18 protein-coding genes are annotated in these 17,448 nt (G+C 41.9%); 13 read left to right on the top strand and 5 right to left on the bottom strand.

All coding sequences use genetic code 11. The features are described from left to right. Positions 1 to 94: 94 nt before the first annotated feature. Positions 95 to 625, top strand: coding sequence for a ferritin (locus EAH55_RS08485; RefSeq protein ID WP_121809251.1), 531 nt, complete (start codon positions 95 to 97; stop codon positions 623 to 625). A 238-nt stretch (positions 626 to 863) separates the two neighbouring features. Here EAH55_RS08485 and EAH55_RS08480 read toward each other — a convergent pair whose 3' ends face one another. Together EAH55_RS08480 and EAH55_RS08475 are read right to left on the bottom strand one after the other, a co-directional pair. After that, a complete protein-coding gene (locus EAH55_RS08480) occupies positions 864 to 1,124 on the bottom strand; it encodes a (2Fe-2S) ferredoxin domain-containing protein (RefSeq protein ID WP_114936572.1) in 261 nt (86 codons plus the stop codon). Positions 1,125 to 1,201: 77 nt separating this feature from the next. Further along, complete coding sequence (locus tag EAH55_RS08475) at positions 1,202 to 2,353, bottom strand: DUF3095 domain-containing protein (RefSeq protein WP_121809250.1); 1,152 nt, start codon at positions 2,351 to 2,353, stop codon at positions 1,202 to 1,204. Positions 2,354 to 2,527: 174 nt separating this feature from the next. Here EAH55_RS08475 and EAH55_RS08470 point away from each other — a divergent pair, with 174 nt between their 5' ends. From EAH55_RS08470 to EAH55_RS08455, 4 genes are all read left to right on the top strand, one after another. Next, the gene (locus tag EAH55_RS08470; RefSeq protein ID WP_121809249.1) at positions 2,528 to 2,878 is read left to right on the top strand and encodes a VOC family protein; all 351 of its coding nucleotides are present in this window, start codon (positions 2,528 to 2,530) and stop codon (positions 2,876 to 2,878) included. Positions 2,879 to 3,103: 225 nt separating this feature from the next. Next, entirely contained in the window at positions 3,104 to 3,682 is a 579-nt protein-coding gene (locus EAH55_RS08465) for a thermonuclease family protein (protein WP_121809248.1), read from the top strand. Positions 3,683 to 3,712: 30 nt separating this feature from the next. Continuing rightward, positions 3,713 to 6,148: a penicillin acylase family protein gene (locus EAH55_RS08460; RefSeq protein WP_121809247.1), complete on the top strand. Its 2,436-nt coding sequence runs from the start codon at positions 3,713 to 3,715 to the stop codon at positions 6,146 to 6,148. A 7-nt stretch (positions 6,149 to 6,155) separates the two neighbouring features. After that, entirely contained in the window at positions 6,156 to 6,494 is a 339-nt protein-coding gene (locus EAH55_RS08455; protein ID WP_112567480.1) for a hypothetical protein, read from the top strand. 57 nt (positions 6,495 to 6,551) lie between these two features. Here EAH55_RS08455 and EAH55_RS08450 read toward each other — a convergent pair whose 3' ends face one another. Beyond that, entirely contained in the window at positions 6,552 to 7,232 is a 681-nt protein-coding gene (locus EAH55_RS08450; protein ID WP_190295119.1) for a lipid-binding SYLF domain-containing protein, read from the bottom strand. A 97-nt stretch (positions 7,233 to 7,329) separates the two neighbouring features. After that, positions 7,330 to 7,809, bottom strand: a complete 480-nt coding sequence (locus EAH55_RS08445; RefSeq protein ID WP_121809246.1) for a DUF1203 domain-containing protein — start codon at positions 7,807 to 7,809, stop codon at positions 7,330 to 7,332. A gap of 256 nt (positions 7,810 to 8,065) precedes the next feature. Between EAH55_RS08445 and EAH55_RS08440 the strand changes: the two genes are divergently transcribed. Both EAH55_RS08440 and EAH55_RS08435 read left to right on the top strand, forming a co-directional pair. Continuing rightward, positions 8,066 to 9,052: a LuxE/PaaK family acyltransferase gene (locus EAH55_RS08440; RefSeq protein ID WP_121809245.1), complete on the top strand. Its 987-nt coding sequence runs from the start codon at positions 8,066 to 8,068 to the stop codon at positions 9,050 to 9,052. A gap of 147 nt (positions 9,053 to 9,199) precedes the next feature. Further along, complete coding sequence (locus EAH55_RS08435) at positions 9,200 to 9,916, top strand: PH domain-containing protein (RefSeq protein WP_121809244.1); 717 nt, start codon at positions 9,200 to 9,202, stop codon at positions 9,914 to 9,916. A gap of 132 nt (positions 9,917 to 10,048) precedes the next feature. On the opposite strand, the gene tyrS is transcribed toward EAH55_RS08435, so the two are convergent. Continuing rightward, positions 10,049 to 11,332 (bottom strand): tyrosine--tRNA ligase, encoded by a 1,284-nt coding sequence (gene tyrS, locus EAH55_RS08430; RefSeq protein WP_121809243.1) that lies wholly within the window; start codon positions 11,330 to 11,332, stop codon positions 10,049 to 10,051. Between the two features lie 161 nt (positions 11,333 to 11,493). Between tyrS and EAH55_RS08425 the strand changes: the two genes are divergently transcribed. The 6 genes from EAH55_RS08425 (at position 11,494) to EAH55_RS08400 (ending at position 17,444) form a co-directional block, all read left to right on the top strand. Continuing rightward, the gene (locus tag EAH55_RS08425; RefSeq protein WP_121809242.1) at positions 11,494 to 12,168 is read left to right on the top strand and encodes a hypothetical protein; all 675 of its coding nucleotides are present in this window, start codon (positions 11,494 to 11,496) and stop codon (positions 12,166 to 12,168) included. Positions 12,169 to 12,410: 242 nt separating this feature from the next. Next, positions 12,411 to 14,375: a 30S ribosomal protein S1 gene (gene rpsA / locus EAH55_RS08420; RefSeq protein WP_121809241.1), complete on the top strand. Its 1,965-nt coding sequence runs from the start codon at positions 12,411 to 12,413 to the stop codon at positions 14,373 to 14,375. A 253-nt stretch (positions 14,376 to 14,628) separates the two neighbouring features. Beyond that, on the top strand, positions 14,629 to 15,024 hold the full coding sequence (locus EAH55_RS08415) for an ACT domain-containing protein (protein ID WP_121809240.1): 396 nt from the start codon (positions 14,629 to 14,631) through the stop codon (positions 15,022 to 15,024). A 209-nt stretch (positions 15,025 to 15,233) separates the two neighbouring features. Beyond that, positions 15,234 to 15,782: a bifunctional pyr operon transcriptional regulator/uracil phosphoribosyltransferase PyrR gene (gene pyrR, locus EAH55_RS08410; protein WP_121809239.1), complete on the top strand. Its 549-nt coding sequence runs from the start codon at positions 15,234 to 15,236 to the stop codon at positions 15,780 to 15,782. A 170-nt stretch (positions 15,783 to 15,952) separates the two neighbouring features. Next, complete coding sequence (locus EAH55_RS08405) at positions 15,953 to 16,885, top strand: aspartate carbamoyltransferase catalytic subunit (RefSeq protein ID WP_091163068.1); 933 nt, start codon at positions 15,953 to 15,955, stop codon at positions 16,883 to 16,885. Between the two features lie 16 nt (positions 16,886 to 16,901). After that, a complete protein-coding gene (locus EAH55_RS08400; RefSeq protein ID WP_121809238.1) occupies positions 16,902 to 17,444 on the top strand; it encodes a hypothetical protein in 543 nt (180 codons plus the stop codon). The last annotated feature ends 4 nt before the right edge of the window (positions 17,445 to 17,448 follow it).

Genomic DNA, 17,448 nt, shown 5'->3' with positions numbered 1-17,448 from the left:
ATTATCTTTTTATTAAACTATTATGCATTAACTGCATTATTATTGCATTATAATTTCACGCAATAGTTATATAACGTTTAAATTCAGATAGCCCATGAAAGACCTACTCCGCATAAAAAGCCTGATATCATCAGATATCGAAGCGCTTTTAAACCAGCAAGTTAAGAAAGAAGCATTTTCTTCATCAGTATATTTAGCCATGGCTTCATGGTGCAACCGTAATGGTTATGATTTTTCGTCTGAATATTTTTTTAAACAAGCAGAAGAAGAGCGCCATCACCAGTTAAAGTTTTACAAATATATCCTTGATATGGGTGGCAACGCCGTATCTCCTGAAGTAACCGGCATCAAACAGGAATACAACTCGTTCCGCGAAGTGTTTGAAGAAGCTCTTGACCAGGAGATCAGCGTAACCAACTCCATCAAAAATATCTATGCCCGTTGTATGAAAGAGCAGGACTTTGTTACTATGGAGTTCCTGAACTGGTTCCTGAAAGAACAACGCGAAGAAGAATACAAAGCCCGTCGCGCCCTCGAACTATTCGAAGTTATTGGCGAAGAAGGTACCGGTAGGTGGCAGATCGACAAACATGTTGGTCAGATAAAATATGACAGCGAGGCGTAAGCTTCACCCTGCCCTCTCTAAAGAAGAGAGTTCAATAAAAAAGGTCCTTTTGCAAATGCAAAATGACCTTTTTTATTATCAGCTATTGTCATTTCGATACGAGGAACGAGTGAGAAATCTTATACGTCCTGCATATTGATTTGCAGGGCGTATAAGATTTCTCCTCATCCTGCGCTCACGCCTCCTCGCTGTTCGTCGAGATGACAATGGTTTTAAATGGGAATTAACTAAGTTTCCATTAATCTATCAGATCCATCAGTTTCAGAACCTCTTTGGGATGATATTCCTTTAACCAGGTATTGCCGGGCTGAATACTGCATATCGGAGCGTACTTGCATCTGTCGGTACATTCGGTTTCAATAACCTCCAATTCTTCGCGACCGTGATGGTGCTTGATATACGATTTGGCCAGTTTATACATATCCTTGCCGCCGCGTTTTCCGCATTTACTGCCTACACATACGTACAGCACTTTATCAGGTATGGTAAATTTGCTCATGGGATTAAATTTTACTTACCACAAAGTTAAGGATATGTTATGTGATTTTTAAGCAATTACAAACCACATTAGTTTAATTATCCTGCCAGCTTGCTTTTAATAAAGCCGGCAGCCTTGGTATATCCACCTTCGGCTCCATCAACAAAATGGATATGCCCATCTTCCAGATCGCGCACGTAGCATGACATTACTGATTCACGGCTTACATGGAAACCAAAATACAGCTCACCTTCATTTTCAAGTTGTACTAAAATATCCTGTAATTTTTTTCTTTGGGCTGATGTTCCGGATATTACGGTATTGATCTTTCCGTCGATAACCAGCGTGTCCGACATCTCAACCAGGCGGTTTAAATAGTGCTTCCCTTTTTTGGTATTGAACCAAATATAACCGTAAAGCATTATAACCCAATCTTTGAGTAACTCCATTACTTTTATGTTGCCCAGCTTCACCTTCATTTCTCGTCCCAACCAGTCAAAAGTCGACTTAAGTTTCAGCTTGGGAATCGATATAGGCTGTCGCATTTCCGGATCGCCATAAATTTCATCGATATAGCCAATCACTTTTTTGAAAACTGCTGCCTGCTTGCTTTCATCCCGGGCAACTACCAACAAAGACACAACCTCATCCGTATTTTCGGGCGGCGGGATCTTGTCCCACCTGCATTGCATACCAGTAAGGTCAAGTTCTCCCTCCTGTGCCATATAATCAAATGATTCGCCTTCTTTTCCTTTAATTATTTTTTCGGCAAAACTTAAACCATTGCCGAGGATAATTGGGATTGTAAAATTGCCGGAAGTGCAGTATTTACTGATACATAATTTGTATCCCTCATCATAAACCCTTTTAACGGACACAATCCCAGTCCGCAGTTCAAAATCAAAATTTTTCCGGGCATTATCCTTATACAAAGCAAGAGCCTTCATTACATTATTAACTATAGGCCCCGGAACAATAAAAGTAGCCCCATCACCACCAAAAAAGAACGGCACAGTGATATTATGCTTAAAAGCGATATTAAGCACGGATACGATACTGCCTGTGGCCACAAAGTTCACGTTTTCGTGCTGCCCGTTGCTTACTGCGAGTGTACTCCCTTTAATATCGGTGATGATGATATGCCAGTCGTCAGGCACGTTATAAAATAACTCGTCTTTAATAAAAAGCTCACTAAGTGGTATAGTGTTCACTTTCAAATCGGAATAAAAGCTTTGATTGGCAACTGACATTTCTCCTGAAATAAAAAACCGGCGAATTATGTTTTAAAGATCGTGTTCAATTACGAAAAACAGTTCCATTTTGATAGAAAAAATATTTCAATTGACATAATATTTCAAAGATAAATTCGACATTCAACAAAGGTTAATCCTACTTCTTATAACCATCAAACAACAGCTAAACAAATGAAAGCTATCGAAATTATTTCTATCCCTGTAACCAACCAGCAGGCAGCAAAAGACTTTTATCTTAAATTGGGTTTTGAAACTATAGTGGAAGCCAACTTTGATAAACAAACCTGGATCCAGATGTCATTCCCGGGTTCGCCGGTTTCCATTACACTTGTTAACTGGTTTCCTGAAATGCCCGCAGGGAGCGTACGTGGCTTTGTAATTAAAACTGATGAGCTGGATAAAGAAATTGAAGAGCTTCGTGCAAAAGGCCTCGAGGTGGCCGATGCCGAGAAAACACCCTGGGGCAGGTTTGCCACTGTTAAAGATCCGGATGGTAACGCGTTAAGCTTGCATGGGAAGTAGAACCGGGATTTAGGGGATTTTTCGGATTCATTGGATTCATTGGATTTTTTTCATCTAATCTGATAAATCCGTTCATTCGGTTTATCTACTTCTTTGTCCCATCAGATCGCTTAATTCATCAGTCCTAAAAACCTCTTCATTCCAGTTCGCTTTTTTCAGGTAAATCCAATAAATCACTTAATCCGTCTAATCCTGGTTCAGAAAAAAAATCCGCACTTTTACCTCATGCTAAAAAAATACTCCTTCTTACTATTCGCTCTTTTAATCATCGTTATTGCCGGCTGTAACCCAAACAACACCAAACAAAGCGATGCAGATGTTTATAAAGTTGTGAAGATAAAGGATGGGGATACATTGGGCTTGCTCAGCAGCGACAACCAGCAGGTTACCGTAAGGCTTGCCGAGATTGACTGCCCCGAAAAATCGCAGGCGTTTGGGCAGGCAGCTAAAAAATTCACTTCTGATCTGTGCTTTGGTAAAGATGTAAAGCTTATCGGCAATGAGCATGACCGCTATGGCCGTACCGTTGCCCAGGTGGTACTTACAGACGGGACGAACGTAAATTACGCATTGGTAAAAAACGGTTACGCCTGGCATTATAAAGCCTATTCCAAAAGCACAGAACTTGCTGCTTTAGAACAGCAGGCCCGCGAAAACAAACTGGGCCTATGGCAGGATGCCAGCCCTACCCCACCCTGGGATTTCCGCCGGGAAAAGAGACAACCCAAAGCAGATTCGCTTCAAACTCCCAAGCCTAAAAAACATTACCACAAGCGTAAGCCAAAGCTTGAATATGCAGCCTAAATAGTTAACTTTAGGGGCATATCAACAACAATGAAATTCACTAAGGCATTCATATCCATTTTCATAACGCTCGCCCTGATCTGGGCATTGCAATCAAAAACTGGCACTGTTCCTCCTTTGGGTAAATTCCTGAGCCCGGCAGATGGCTTTTGGCAAAATGCCGAAAGCAAACACATTTTGCCTAAGCTCGATTTAAAACTTAAAGGCTTGCAAGGCAAGGTTACCATCAAGTTTGATGAAAACCATATCCCACACATTTTTGCCGAAAACGAACACGATCTGTACTTTGCCCAAGGCTACATGACCGCTACCGATCGCCTTTGGCAAATGGACATTCAAACCCGGCAGGCAGCCGGCAGGCTGGCCGAAGTTATTGGCCCCAAAGTACTGGATATTGACCGGTACCACCGCCGCATGGGCATGGTTTACGGTGCCGAAAAAACCATAAAAGCCATGATGGCCGATCCTACAGTCCGGAATATGATCCTGGCTTATACCGATGGTATCAACAGTTATATCCACCAGTTAAGCCCACGTGATTATCCAATAGAGTTTAAGTTACTCAACTATGCCCCTGAAGAATGGAAACCCATAAATTGTGCTTTTTTACTAAAGCTAATGTCTGAAACATTAGCCGGAGGTTCAAACGAATTTGCCATGACCAATATCCTGCGCAAATTTGGCCCAACCACTACCAATGATCTCTTCCCAGACTATCCAATGCACGAAGATCCCATCATCCCGGTAGGCACAAAATGGGATTATTTTAAACCGCTCACCATCCCTAAGCCATCGGCCAATTTCCTGGCCAACATGACGGATAGCAGCAATACCAAACCCCGAGTTGAAGGCATAGGCAGTAATAACTGGGCCGTTGCCGGCAGTAAAACCGCAAGCGGCTATCCTATCCTGGCTAATGATCCGCATCTTAACCTCACGCTTCCTTCTATCTGGTACCAAATCCAGCTTTCGGCGCCGGGCATGAATGTTTATGGCGTATCGCTACCGGGAGCACCTTGTGTTATCCTGGGTTTTAATAATAATATCAGCTGGGGCATTACCAACGTTGACGCCGATGTACTGGACTGGTACCAGGAAAAATTCAGGGATACCAAAATGGATGAGTACTGGTATAACAACAAATGGAATAAAACCACCCGTCGTATCGAAAAAATTGAGGTATTAGGTAAAAAGCCGATTTATGATACCGTGGTTTATACCCACCATGGCCCCGTAGTGTATCAAAACGATGCTCAAAAAGCAGATGGCCCTGATTTTGTTCCGACAGGGCATTCACTGCGATGGATAGCTCACGAACCATCAAACGAATTGATGGCCATGTACCTGCTTAATACGGGTAAAAACTATGATGATTATCGTAAAGCGCTCACCTTTTTCAGCGCCCCGGCATCAAATTTTGTTTTTGCCAGTAAAGATGATATAGCCATTACGCCTAACGGTAAGTACCCGCTTAAATATAAAGACCAGGGCAAATTTATTTTAGATGGAACCGACCCTGCCGACGATTGGCATGGCTGGATCCCATTTGAGCAGGACCCAACTGTTAAAAACCCGCCGAGAGGATTTGTGAGCTCGGCCAATCAGTCATCAACAGACCCAAGCTACCCTTATTACATCGATTGGTCGTTTGCCTCGTATGAACGCGGTAAACGTATTAACGACAGGCTTACCGCTATGACTAAAGCCACTGTTGATAGCATGCGGATCCTGCAAACTGATGTATACAGCATCCGCGCTCAGGACATTTTACCAACGCTGTTGAAATATATCAACCCTAAAACACTTGATGCCACTCAAATTATTGCTTATCATGAGATTACCAAATGGGACAAAAATGTTTCGGCCAATTCAATCGGGGCTACCGTATTTGGCAATTGGTGGTCACAATTATATACAGCCATCTGGGCCGATGATTTTGCCGATAAAAACATGCAAAATAACTTCCCGTCGATGGACCGTACCGAACGCTTATTGTTAAAAGAGCCCGATTCCAAATGGTTTGACGATATCCGCACACCGGCAAAGGAAAATGCGGCAGACATAGTTAATAAAGCGTTTGCAGCAGCTGTAAAAGAAATTGTGGACAAATGTGGTAAACCAGGGCCAGACTGGCAATGGGGGAAATTTAAAAAAATGGAAGTAGCCAGTCTGCTACGTCAGCCTGCTTTTGGTTCGGGTAATTTTGAATCTGGCGGCACGGGCACAACAGTCAATGCTCTAAATGATGGCCACGGCCCGTCATGGCGCATGGTGGTACAAATGGGGCCAAAAGTAAAAGGCTACGGCATTTTCCCGGGCGGAGAATCGGGCAATCCGGGTAGTTTCTTTTATAACGATATGTTTAAAACCTGGAATGAAGGACAGTTAAAAGAACTTCTTTTCATGCAATCGGCCAGTGAACAATCGCCCCGTATTAAATCAATATATACATTAACCGGTAAATAATAGCAACATGTTATTCCTCATTATACTTATACTTTCGTTTGCCAGCGGATATTTTTTACCCTGGTGGATAATTGCCATCATATCATTTTTAACAGCCCTTTTTATTGGCACTACCGCAAAAAGCTCCTTTTGGCAGGCATTTGTAGCGGTTTTAATTGTATGGATAGTACTGGCACTGTTTAAAAGCATTCCTAATGATCATATCATGGCTACAAGGATAGCTCATTTGTTTCACTTGCCGGGTTGGGGCTTTATACTTGCAATAACCGGAATTTTAGGCGGATTGGTCGGCGGAATGTCTGCATTATCAGGACTGCTGCTCAAACGAGCCTTTCAAAAGCATTGAATAAAAAATGCCCGGCGGAAAACGCCGGGCATTTTTTATTCAATATTATTTTATTTATTAAAATGAAGCTAAAGTTTCCTTTAAGGTTTTAACTGCTTCGGTAGTGCTGGTTGCCTGGGCAAAAATATCCTGCGATGTTGCTTTTGCTCCATAGTATGCTGCGTTCGAATCCTTATCGATACCAAGGTTTGAACCATTGATGCTTATACCTGCAAATAAGCCTTTGCTGCGCGAATAAGAATATACCTCAGCCTGTAGTTTATAATCGGTACTTGCGGTTGAACTGCGACCAACCGGACCAGCAGCTGCCGAAATATCACCACCGATGGTGAAATCGCCGTTTTTAACCTTAGTTAACACGCCCTTATCACGGAACACCAATACCAGGTCTACCGATTGTACACCGATCTGCAAACCAAAGCTACCGCCTGTAAGGGTGATAAACACTGGATCGCTCCATTTACCGTTGCCCAGTTTCACCATAGCTACACCTTTTCCGCGTTTGCCGCCTATACCAAAACCTGCGTTAATCATCTTTGGAATGATCACAATACCTTCGTATTGTTCCAGCAACTGGTGCGGAATACTTTCTTTCATTTTGGCAAACTCTTTAAGCACATTTGATGCGTTATGAATACGCTCCGTTTGCTTGCTGTCGTCATCGGCCGGCTTTGCCGATATCATTACAAAAAAGAGGCCTAACAAAACCGGGAGCCTCAAAAATTTTAATGTTTTCATGGGGATGGATGATTAATATAATTAATTGTTGTCTGCTTCTATACTTAACTAACCCCCAAAACACGTACTTGTTTTTTAATTTTATGTAATCTCAAAGTCAAACACGCTCAATTTTGCATATAAAACAGCATGCCTGGGCATTTCTGGCATGCAAATATTCCACATTATCATTTTCGGCAAATATTTCGGAAATCAATTCATCTACATCGGCATCGCCAACAAGTCGGCTTAAAACCATTTGCTGCGCCTTGCTGTAACCAATAAGTGATAGCGGAAAACTCTTTTTATTAGCTTTGATCTCGGGCGGAAAGCGATAAATATCACTGTATTCTTCAACATCACCGGCATTGATAAAAACCGGCCCCGGTTGGTTATAAGCGTTTTCTATTTCAAACGGCGAATGTTTTAGTAATAGCCGTTTATCAACATTGCGTTCAAAAGGCTTAAGCGAAACCCGGCAAGGCCCAAGCCCGGTGGCCAATTGCTCAATTACTTCGCCTCCGAAATCGTCGGTCATGGTGGTTCTTATTCTTTGGGCGAATGATTTGGATAGTGGTACAATTTTAAATGTGTTCATGATTATTGTTTTTGAAAATCAAATGTCGGGCGGCAAACGAGGCCATTCAACCCGAAACTTGCGGTGTTTTGAACCATGATTTATAGGATTGGAGGATTACCCTGATATCTTGTAATTTCTGTATCAAATAAATTATAGTCCATCCAACATCGTGTAAATCCCACAATCAAGCGATTCACAGCACCCTGCTATCATGTAAATCCTATAATCAAGCGAATCATGGTTCAACTCTCGGTTTTCCTTATCTTTGCCCCCAATGAACAAACCCGGTAAACAGCAGGTATTTTCTATCAGTACCGAAGAGCAATTTAACGATACAGCGTTGCAGGTTTTCAATTACCAGGCAAGGCATAATCCGGTTTACAGGCAGTTTATTGAAGGGCTAAAAATTGATCCGGCATCCATTACCTCATACGGGCAAATCCCTTTTTTACCTATCGAGTTTTTTAAATCGCATACCATATTAAGTACCGATGCCCCTATTGAGGTTACTTTTACCAGTTCGGGTACTACCGGCATGATTACGAGTAGCCACAGGGTAACAGATACATCCTGGTACGAGGATAGTTTCCGTAAGGCATTTGCCATTTTTTATGGCGATATCAAGGATTACACTGTTTTAGCCCTGCTCCCATCTTACCTGGAACGCGAAGGTTCATCGCTCATTTACATGGTCGACGATCTGATTAAACAATCAAACAATCCCGATAGCGGCTTCTTTCTATACAATCACGATGAACTGTTTCATCAGCTTAAAAAACAACAAGCGGCCGGGAAACCTACGCTTTTAATAGGCGTAACTTTCGGTCTGCTCGACTTTATTGAAAACTACCGGGTGAACTTTCCCGAATTGGTAGTGATGGAAACAGGAGGAATGAAAGGCAGGCGCAAAGAAATGATCCGCGAGGAGTTGCATGATATTTTAGGTAAAGGATTTGGCGTAAAACAGATTCATTCCGAATACGGGATGACCGAACTATTGTCGCAAGCCTACTCAAAAGGCGATGGCATTTTCAATTGCCCACCCTGGATGAAGATCATCATTCGGGATACTAACGATCCACTCAGTACGTTACAAACAGGTAAAACAGGCGGTATCAGCGTTATAGATCTGGCCAATATCAATTCCTGCGCATTTATTGCCACGCAGGATTTAGGGAGGATTTATGCTGATGGCTCTTTTGAGGTATTAGGCAGGTTTGATCAGTCGGATATTCGTGGCTGCAATTTGCTGATCGCTTAGTATTATTTGAGAATCAGGAAGTCATGAATCAAGAGGCAAGAAGCCATTAGATAGGACTTCATCTTTTTTCTTGATTCTTAACACTTGATTCTTGACTCTTTCACAGGTATAATTGTTATTTTTGCGCGCATCATAATTGCTAAAAACATGATTGAGAAATTTTTAACAGAGGAACAGGATCCTAAAGCAGTTGAAAAGGTTTATTCACGTCTTGTTGATCTGCTGTCAACAGGCGAGGAAATTATTTACATAGCCGTTCAGAAAAAGCCGCTGGTTAACCTTTTTCCCGATTGTATAGCTATAACCAACAAACGTGTATTGTTTTTCACCCCGGCAAACCTGGGTTTATCCATCAAGTTTGTTGATTTTGTTTGGAAAGATATTGTTGACGTACACACCAAAGAGGAGATCATTGGTGCGGTATTCAGCGTAAAGACCACCGGTGGTGGCGAAATGGCGGTTGATTACCTTCCTAAAATTCAGGGACGTAAACTTTATCAATATGCCCAGGAACGTAAAGAGATTGAACGCGAAGCCCGCCGTCAGCGAGAGCTCGAACAAAAGCGTGCCGAATCAGGCGCTGTACAGTTTGAAAACTCACCAGCGCGTGCCTTTGTCCCGCCGGCTTCACCACAGCCGTTTTCTCAAAACAATGGCTACACAGCACCTGCAGCTCCTGCTCCTGTTGCTCCACCGGTATCAACACCAGCGCCGATTGTACAGGAAACACCAGCGCCAGCGCCGGCAGCAAAACCAGATGAGCTTACCGAAAAGTTAAAAAAGCTAAAAACATTGTTCGATAACGGCCTTATCTCTCAAGAAGAATATAACGCCAAGAAACTGGACTTGCTTAGCGACTTGTAACTGTTCATTTAGTCATTAAAAAGGGGCGCAGGATTAACATCCATCGCCCCTTTTGTCATTGGGTCATCTTTATATCTCGAAACAAATCAAAAACTTACAAAGGTTCAAAAACTTCGTAAGTTCAATCAAGTATTACTCTGCAACTATCAAGAAATAATTCTTCTTACCTTTTTGAGCTACGATGAATTTTCCACCAATCAAAACTTCGGTATTATAAACATCATCAGCAGTACCTATCTTCACTTTGTTGATAGCAACGCCGCCTCCCTGTATCATCTTTTTAGCCTCGCCTTTTGAAGGGAATACTGCTGTTTTAGCAGCTAACAGATCAGATGCGTTAATGCCCTGTTCCAGTTCGCTTAATGCTATGGTATAATTAGGTACACCTGCAAACAAACCTAACACTTCAGTTTCTTTCAGTTCATTCAAAAACTCAATACCAACATTACCAAATAAAAATTCAGATGATTTAATGGCTTTTTCATATTCAGCTTCGCCATGCACCCGTATGGTGATATCTTTCGCCAATGCTTTTTGCAGTATACGGGTATGCGGCGCGGCATCGTGCTCAACTTCCATCGCTTCAATAACCTCACGATCAAGCAGGGTAAAAATTCGGATGTATGACTTAGCGTCAACGTCGGTAGTATTTAGCCAAAATTGGTAAAACTGGTAAGGCGAAGTACGATCAGCATCAAGCCAAACAGCACCGCTTTCGGTTTTGCCAAACTTGGTACCATCCGCTTTTTTGATCAGGTTGGTAGTTAAGGCAAAAGCCTCACCGCTATCCTTACGGCGGATAAGCTCAGTACCTGTAACGATGTTACCCCACTGGTCGCTGCCACCCATTTGCAACGAACAATTATGATGCCTCCACAAGTAGTAAAAATCGTAACCCTGAACCAGCTGGTAAGTAAACTCGGTGAATGACATACCGGTGTCGCCCTCCAAACGTTTTTTTACCGAATCTTTGGCCATCATATAGTTAACGGTAATATGTTTGCCTACATCGCGGATAAAATCGAGAAAAGTAAAGTTTTTGAACCAATCGTAATTATTAACCATTTCGGCACTATTGGCGCCGGTGTTAAAATCAAGAAAACGGGTAAGCTGTTTTTTTACCGCCTCCAGGTTATGCTGAAGCACATCCTCTGATAATAAATTACGCTCGGCTGATTTACCTGACGGATCTCCCACCATACCGGTAGCACCGCCAACCAGGGCATAGGGTTTATGGCCCGCACGCTGAAAATGGATCAGGGTCATGATCTGGGTAAGGTGACCAACATGCAGCGAATCGGCAGTTGGATCAAACCCGATATATCCCGAAGCCATACCTTTATTTAACATATCTTCGGTTCCGGGCATTTCGGTATGCAGCATGCCGCGCCAGCGTAATTCTTCAACAAAGTTCATATCAAGTTCTGTTTCAAAAAGGTGCAAATATAAAAGAATAATTGGGTGGATAGCCAGTGTTTATTAACTAACCAAAGGTTAACTACAGGTAAAATCTGTTTCAAATAATTACTTATATTTTGTATCTTGAGCAAAACCGGGTATTTTGCAAGGCAAGGCTTATGAATTTTTTATCGCATTTTTATTTCGACAGGGATACTACCAACTGTTACCACGTGCTGGGAACAGTACTGCCCGACCTGTTAAAAAACGCCGATAAAAACATCATCCTTCATCCCGAAAAGTTACACCATACTGATAACGAGGTTAATTCGATCATAGCAGGATGGAACAAACATCTTGATGTAGACCGGTATTTTCACTCATCCGACTTTTTTACAACGCGCTCACACGAACTTAAAAAACTGCTGGCTCCGGCCTTAATTGGATCGCCGGTTAAACCTTTCTTTTTAGGACACATTGCCCTGGAGTTAATTATCGATAACTTATTGCTAACAACAGGTAAAATAAGCGTCGCACAGTTTTACGATCATTTAGCTGGTTGTAAGGATGATAAAATAAGAAGCTTTTTAACCTTTGCCGGGCTCGAGGACACTGCCGTTTTCTTCAAGTTTTACGAAGGCTTTAAAAAAAGCCAGTATCTGCATACATACGCCGAAACCCACCAAATAGCTTATGCGCTTAAAAGGATCTGCATGCGCGTATGGAAAAATCCCTTCACACCTGAGCAAGAAGTGATCATGGATGAGATATTAAGCAACTACCGGGAGGAAATGCTGAATGATTTTATGCAGATTTTTGAGGAGATAGATGCAAAATTAACTGCCGGGAATTAAACTTTCATCTACCATAACTCACTAATTGATAGGGTATATAGCGATACAAACACGTTATCAAATGGTTTACTAAACGTAAAATCTCCTCCTATTTTCGCCCCTACCTGCTTAATCCAGCAAAAAACTTATAAAAGCACCTAAAATATAAGCAATTAACATTAAAAAATTTCTTTTTTCAATAAAATATATCCGTACCTTTGCAGTCCCAATTAACAAATTGGGAAAAGGAGAAAAATTATTTAATGGCAAAAAAACAAGAAGCAGAAAAAGAATTAAAAGCGAAAGAAGCTGAACTGGGTACAGTTAAAGCGGCTGGCGAAAAAGAAACAATTGAATCAGAAGCTGATTCAATATCTATCGAAGAGATCAAATCAAAAATTGCAGCTACACCAAGCGAAGATTTCGACTGGGATGCTGACGACAAAAAATTTGGTAACTACAGCGATGACGACCGTGAGAAATTTGAAAAATTGTATGATGGAACTTTCAGCTCTATCACCAAAGGCGAAATCATCACCGGTACTGTTGTTAACGTTAACAACAAAGATGTTGTACTTAACGTAGGTTTCAAATCAGACGGTTTAGTATCAGTATCAGAATTCCGTGACACACCTGATCTGAAGATCGGTGACAAAGTTGACGTTTTTGTTGAGTCGCAGGAAGATGCTAATGGTCAGTTAGTACTTTCACGCAAACGTGCAAAAACTCAAAAATCATGGGAGCGCATTAATTCAGCCCTTGATAATGATGAAATCATCACCGGTTTTGTTAAGAGCCGTACTAAAGGTGGTTTGATTGTTGACATTATGGGCGTTGAAGCCTTCTTACCTGGCTCACAGATCGATATCAAACCTATCAGGGATTACGATGTGTATGTAGGTAAAACTATGGAATTCAAAGTTGTTAAAATCAACCACGAATTCAAGAACGTTGTGGTATCGCACAAAGTGCTTATCGAAGACGATCTGGAAAATCAAAAAACTGAAATTGTTGCCCGCCTTGAAAAAGGTCAGGTATTGGAAGGTACCGTTAAAAACATTACCGACTTTGGTGTATTCATTGACCTTGGTGGTGTTGACGGCTTACTGCACATTACAGATATTTCATGGGGCCGTATTGAGCACCCACGCGAAATTTTATCATTGGATCAAAAAATCAACGTTGTTGTGCTTGACTTTGATGATGAGAAAAAACGTATCGCTCTTGGCTTGAAACAATTAACCCCTCACCCTTGGCAAAGCCTTTCTGAAGAAATTCAGGTTGGTTCAAAAGTTAAAGGTAAAATCGTTACCGTTGCTGATTACGGCGCATTCCTTGAAATCATCCCTGGTGTTGAAGGTTTGATCCACGTATCAGAAATGTCATGGTCACAAAACCTGCGTAACCCTCAGGAATTCCTGAAAGTTGGTGACGAGATCGAAGCTCAAGTATTGACTTTAGACCGCGAAGAGCGTAAAATGTCATTAGGTGTTAAACAATTAACTCCTGATCCATGGCAAAACGCTGCTGAAAGGTACGCAGTTGGTACTCAGCACGTAGCTACAGTTAAAAACATGACCAATTTTGGTGTGTTTGTTGAACTGGAAGACGGCATCGATGGCTTGATCCACATCTCTGACCTTTCTTGGTCTAAAAAAGTTAACCACCCTAACGAATTCACTAAAGTTGGTGAAAAATTAAACGTGGTTGTACTTGAACTTGATGTTGAAAACCGCAAACTGAGCTTAGGCCACAAACAGCTTGAAGAAAACCCTTGGGATACTTTTGAAACTATCTTCACTATCGACTCGATCCATGAAGGTACCGTTATCAAAGTAACCGACAAAGGTGCTATCGTAGCTTTACCTTACGGTGTTGAAGGCTTTGCGCCAACCAAACACCTGGTTAAAGAAGACGGTAAGAGCTTAAAAGCTGAAGAAGCTGCTGAATTCAAAATCATCGAATTTAACAAAGAAAACAAACGTATCGTTATTTCACACTCACGTATCTGGGAAGAAGCTCGCGCTGATGCTCGTGTACAAGAATTTGAAGCCCGTAAAAAAGAAGCAAAAGCTGCTACTAACGCGGTGAAAAAAGTGAAAGATTCGGTTGAAAAATCAACTTTAGGTGATCTTAGCGTATTAGCTCAATTAAAAGAGCAAATGGAAGGTGCTGAAAACAAAGCACGCAAAGCTCCAGCCGCTAATAGCTCTGAAGAAGAAGCATAATTTTAGCTTAACCGCTTTATATAAGCCCCTCTGGTTATCCAGAGGGGCTTTTTTATTGGGTTTTAGGTTATAGTTTTAACGCTTGCGCCCGTCTGCAACGAGCGCTTAATACAGTATCGCGATTGTATCGCCCTTTGCGTTATAAACGCAAACCCAATTACACACTCGTTATAAACGAGCGCGAGTTGACACGCTTCGCTCAATGACATCCTTTTAAAAATATTCAAGTCGCCTTTTCATTTATCTTTGCCCAATGACCACCGGAGAAACCAACCTAAACACCCTGCTCAAAAACATGACGCCTGTACTTCATGAGGGTGATTATGTTTATTGCACAACGCCCTCACTAAGCAACATTAACGCCGATGATATTATAGCCTTTTTTAAAGAAGAGGAAGAAACAACCCTCATCCTTAAGAAAGAAACCGCCGATAAGTTAAACTTGGCCTATACATATGTTGCCGCCTGGATCACCTTAACCATCCATTCATCGTTGGAGGCAACCGGACTTACAGCGGCATTTGCAACCGCACTGGCCCAGGAAAATATAAGCTGCAACGTGGTAGCAGCTTATTATCATGATCATATTTTTGTAGCGAAAAAGGATGCTGAAAAAGTGATGGTAGCGTTGAAGAAGTTATCGGAATAGGAACACTCAATCATTCTCATCATTGCGAGGTACGAAGCAATCCCAAACTGTACAGAGGGACTTGTAAGGGTTCCCTGCAAATCGGGGATTGCTTCGTACCTCAATGACGGTTTGAGCTAACAACAAAAAGGTAAACTCAGTCCCCTATTCAAAACTCATCCTCCAAAACTCAAAACAAATTATTACTTTTGCCCAAATCCACCCATACGATGCAAAATCTAACACTGCTCGACGGACAAAAGTTTCAAATCACCATACAACGTTTATGTCGCCAGTTAATTGAAAATCATAACGACTTTTCAAATACTGTATTAATTGGCATTCAGCCACGTGGCATTTATCTGGCTAAACGCGTTGCTGAAGAACTAAGAAAAATACTTCCGGATAAAACTATACTGCAAGGCGATCTTGATATTACCTTTTATCGTGACGATTTCCGCCGCCGCGAATCACAATTGGTGCCTAATCAAACCAAAATAGATTTTATTATTGAAGGTAAAAAAGTGATCATGATGGATGATGTACTATGGACAGGCCGTACCATCCGTGCTGCTATGGACGCCATGCAGGCATTCGGTCGCCCGGAGAAAATAGAGCTTTTGGCTTTGGTTGATCGCCGCTATTCACGTCACATCCCGGTATCTGCCGATTATGTAGGTATCGAGGTTGATTCTATCGCGTCGCAAAAAGTGGTGGTAAGCTGGAAAGATACTGATGGTGAGGACAAGATAGTTCTTGTTTCAGAAGTACAGGAATAAATAATATAGCATAAACAATACGTCATTGCGAGATACAAAGCAATCCCAAACCATCCAGGGAGGCTTTGTATAGCATCTCGGCAAGTCGGGGATTGCTTCGTACCTCGCAATGACGGACTTAAAAATAAATATTCAGAAATCGAACATCCGAAATCCGAAATCAAAATAACATGGCAGGACTGAGCACACGACACTTATTGGGTATAAAAGATTTGAACCGGGCAGATATTGAGCTGATATTTGAAACTGCCGATACTTTTAAATCTGTTTTAAACCGACCGATTAAGAAAGTGCCGTCGTTACGGGATGTTACCATTGCCAATATCTTCTTTGAAAACTCTACCCGTACCCGTTTATCATTTGAGCTGGCCGAAAAAAGACTTTCGGCAGATGTAATCAACTTCGCTGCCTCATCATCATCTGTAAGCAAAGGCGAAACACTGATTGATACGGTGAACAACATTCTGGCCATGAAAGTTGATATGGTAGTGATGCGCCACCCTTATGCCGGTGCGGGGATCTTCCTTTCTAAACACGTAAAAGCACAGATTGTAAACGCCGGTGATGGTGCACACGAGCATCCTACCCAGGCCCTGCTTGACGCCTTTTCTATCCGTGAGAAATACGGCGATGTGGCTGGCAAAAAAGTGGTGATAGTGGGTGATATCCTGCACTCTCGCGTGGCGCTTTCAAACATTTTGTGCCTTAAACAACTTGGCGCGGAGGTAATGGTTTGCGGTCCTACTACCTTGATCCCTAAATATATCGGCTCATTAGGTGTAAAAGTTGAGCACAACCTCATTAAAGCCCTTAACTGGTGTGATGTTGCCAATATGCTCCGCATTCAGCTGGAACGTCAAGACATTAAATATTTCCCTTCACTAAGGGAATACACCATGCTTTTCGGCCTCAATAAAACCATACTCGATTCTTTAGATAAAGAGATCACGGTAATGCACCCCGGCCCTATCAACCGTGGCGTGGAGATTACCAGCGATGTAGCCGACAGCAAACAATCCATTATTCTGGACCAGGTAGAAAACGGTGTTGCCGTACGTATGGCAGTGCTTTACCTGCTGGCCGGTCAAACACCAACTATATAAGCAGCATGTTTCAGGTATGAAATTCAATTTTAAAACATATCTGAAACATACTTATAAAACCGAACTGGTTTATCTTGCCGTTATTGCGGCGTTGTATTTTTACGACAATAACAATCTTATTTTCCTTTTATTTTTCCCGTTTTCGTTTGTACAGGGTTATTACCGATGTCAATACAAACTAACCCAGGCAGAAAAACTCAAAGCCCGCGGACTTACCGAAGAAGATATCGAAAACATCAGCTTTGTAAAAAAGTGGGAACATTCACGCAAACGTGGCATGTGGAATTACTGCGTTATCGATGGTGGCTTTATCTTCGGTTTGGCTTTATCATTAATCACAAGTATCATCTGGTTTAAATTAAGTGGCAAAACGGATCTTCATACGCTGCTGTCCGAACCCGGCGATATGTTTGCTTTTATTGGTTATAATTATATAATTGGCGCCAGTATTGCCGTTATCATATTCCGCATGAAATGGAAATACAATGAAAAACGTTTCGTGCGTTTAACCGATCCTTTGGCCGATAATTACTTCGCCAAAGATTATCAGGATATTTAATCAC

The organism is Mucilaginibacter kameinonensis (genome assembly GCF_003675385.1).
Lineage (GTDB): Bacteria > Bacteroidota > Bacteroidia > Sphingobacteriales > Sphingobacteriaceae > Mucilaginibacter > Mucilaginibacter kameinonensis.
The sequence above is the reverse complement of the archived record's forward strand: the minus strand, read 5'-3'. Positions and strand labels throughout refer to the sequence as shown.

What these genes read in the sequence shown, in the direction of transcription:
- EAH55_RS08485 (WP_121809251.1), top strand. Translation starts at nt 95, where the DNA reads ATGAAAGACCTACTCCGCATAAAAAGCCTGATATCATCAGATATCGAA.
- EAH55_RS08480 (WP_114936572.1), bottom strand. Translation starts at nt 1,124, where the DNA reads ATGAGCAAATTTACCATACCTGATAAAGTGCTGTACGTATGTGTAGGC.
- EAH55_RS08475 (WP_121809250.1), bottom strand. Translation starts at nt 2,353, where the DNA reads ATGTCAGTTGCCAATCAAAGCTTTTATTCCGATTTGAAAGTGAACACT.
- EAH55_RS08470 (WP_121809249.1), top strand. Translation starts at nt 2,528, where the DNA reads ATGAAAGCTATCGAAATTATTTCTATCCCTGTAACCAACCAGCAGGCA.
- EAH55_RS08465 (WP_121809248.1), top strand. Translation starts at nt 3,104, where the DNA reads ATGCTAAAAAAATACTCCTTCTTACTATTCGCTCTTTTAATCATCGTT.
- EAH55_RS08460 (WP_121809247.1), top strand. Translation starts at nt 3,713, where the DNA reads ATGAAATTCACTAAGGCATTCATATCCATTTTCATAACGCTCGCCCTG.
- EAH55_RS08455 (WP_112567480.1), top strand. Translation starts at nt 6,156, where the DNA reads ATGTTATTCCTCATTATACTTATACTTTCGTTTGCCAGCGGATATTTT.
- EAH55_RS08450 (WP_190295119.1), bottom strand. Translation starts at nt 7,232, where the DNA reads ATGAAAACATTAAAATTTTTGAGGCTCCCGGTTTTGTTAGGCCTCTTT.
- EAH55_RS08445 (WP_121809246.1), bottom strand. Translation starts at nt 7,809, where the DNA reads ATGAACACATTTAAAATTGTACCACTATCCAAATCATTCGCCCAAAGA.
- EAH55_RS08440 (WP_121809245.1), top strand. Translation starts at nt 8,066, where the DNA reads ATGAACAAACCCGGTAAACAGCAGGTATTTTCTATCAGTACCGAAGAG.
- EAH55_RS08435 (WP_121809244.1), top strand. Translation starts at nt 9,200, where the DNA reads ATGATTGAGAAATTTTTAACAGAGGAACAGGATCCTAAAGCAGTTGAA.
- tyrS (WP_121809243.1), bottom strand. Translation starts at nt 11,332, where the DNA reads ATGAACTTTGTTGAAGAATTACGCTGGCGCGGCATGCTGCATACCGAA.
- EAH55_RS08425 (WP_121809242.1), top strand. Translation starts at nt 11,494, where the DNA reads ATGAATTTTTTATCGCATTTTTATTTCGACAGGGATACTACCAACTGT.
- rpsA (WP_121809241.1), top strand. Translation starts at nt 12,411, where the DNA reads ATGGCAAAAAAACAAGAAGCAGAAAAAGAATTAAAAGCGAAAGAAGCT.
- EAH55_RS08415 (WP_121809240.1), top strand. Translation starts at nt 14,629, where the DNA reads ATGACCACCGGAGAAACCAACCTAAACACCCTGCTCAAAAACATGACG.
- pyrR (WP_121809239.1), top strand. Translation starts at nt 15,234, where the DNA reads ATGCAAAATCTAACACTGCTCGACGGACAAAAGTTTCAAATCACCATA.
- EAH55_RS08405 (WP_091163068.1), top strand. Translation starts at nt 15,953, where the DNA reads ATGGCAGGACTGAGCACACGACACTTATTGGGTATAAAAGATTTGAAC.
- EAH55_RS08400 (WP_121809238.1), top strand. Translation starts at nt 16,902, where the DNA reads ATGAAATTCAATTTTAAAACATATCTGAAACATACTTATAAAACCGAA.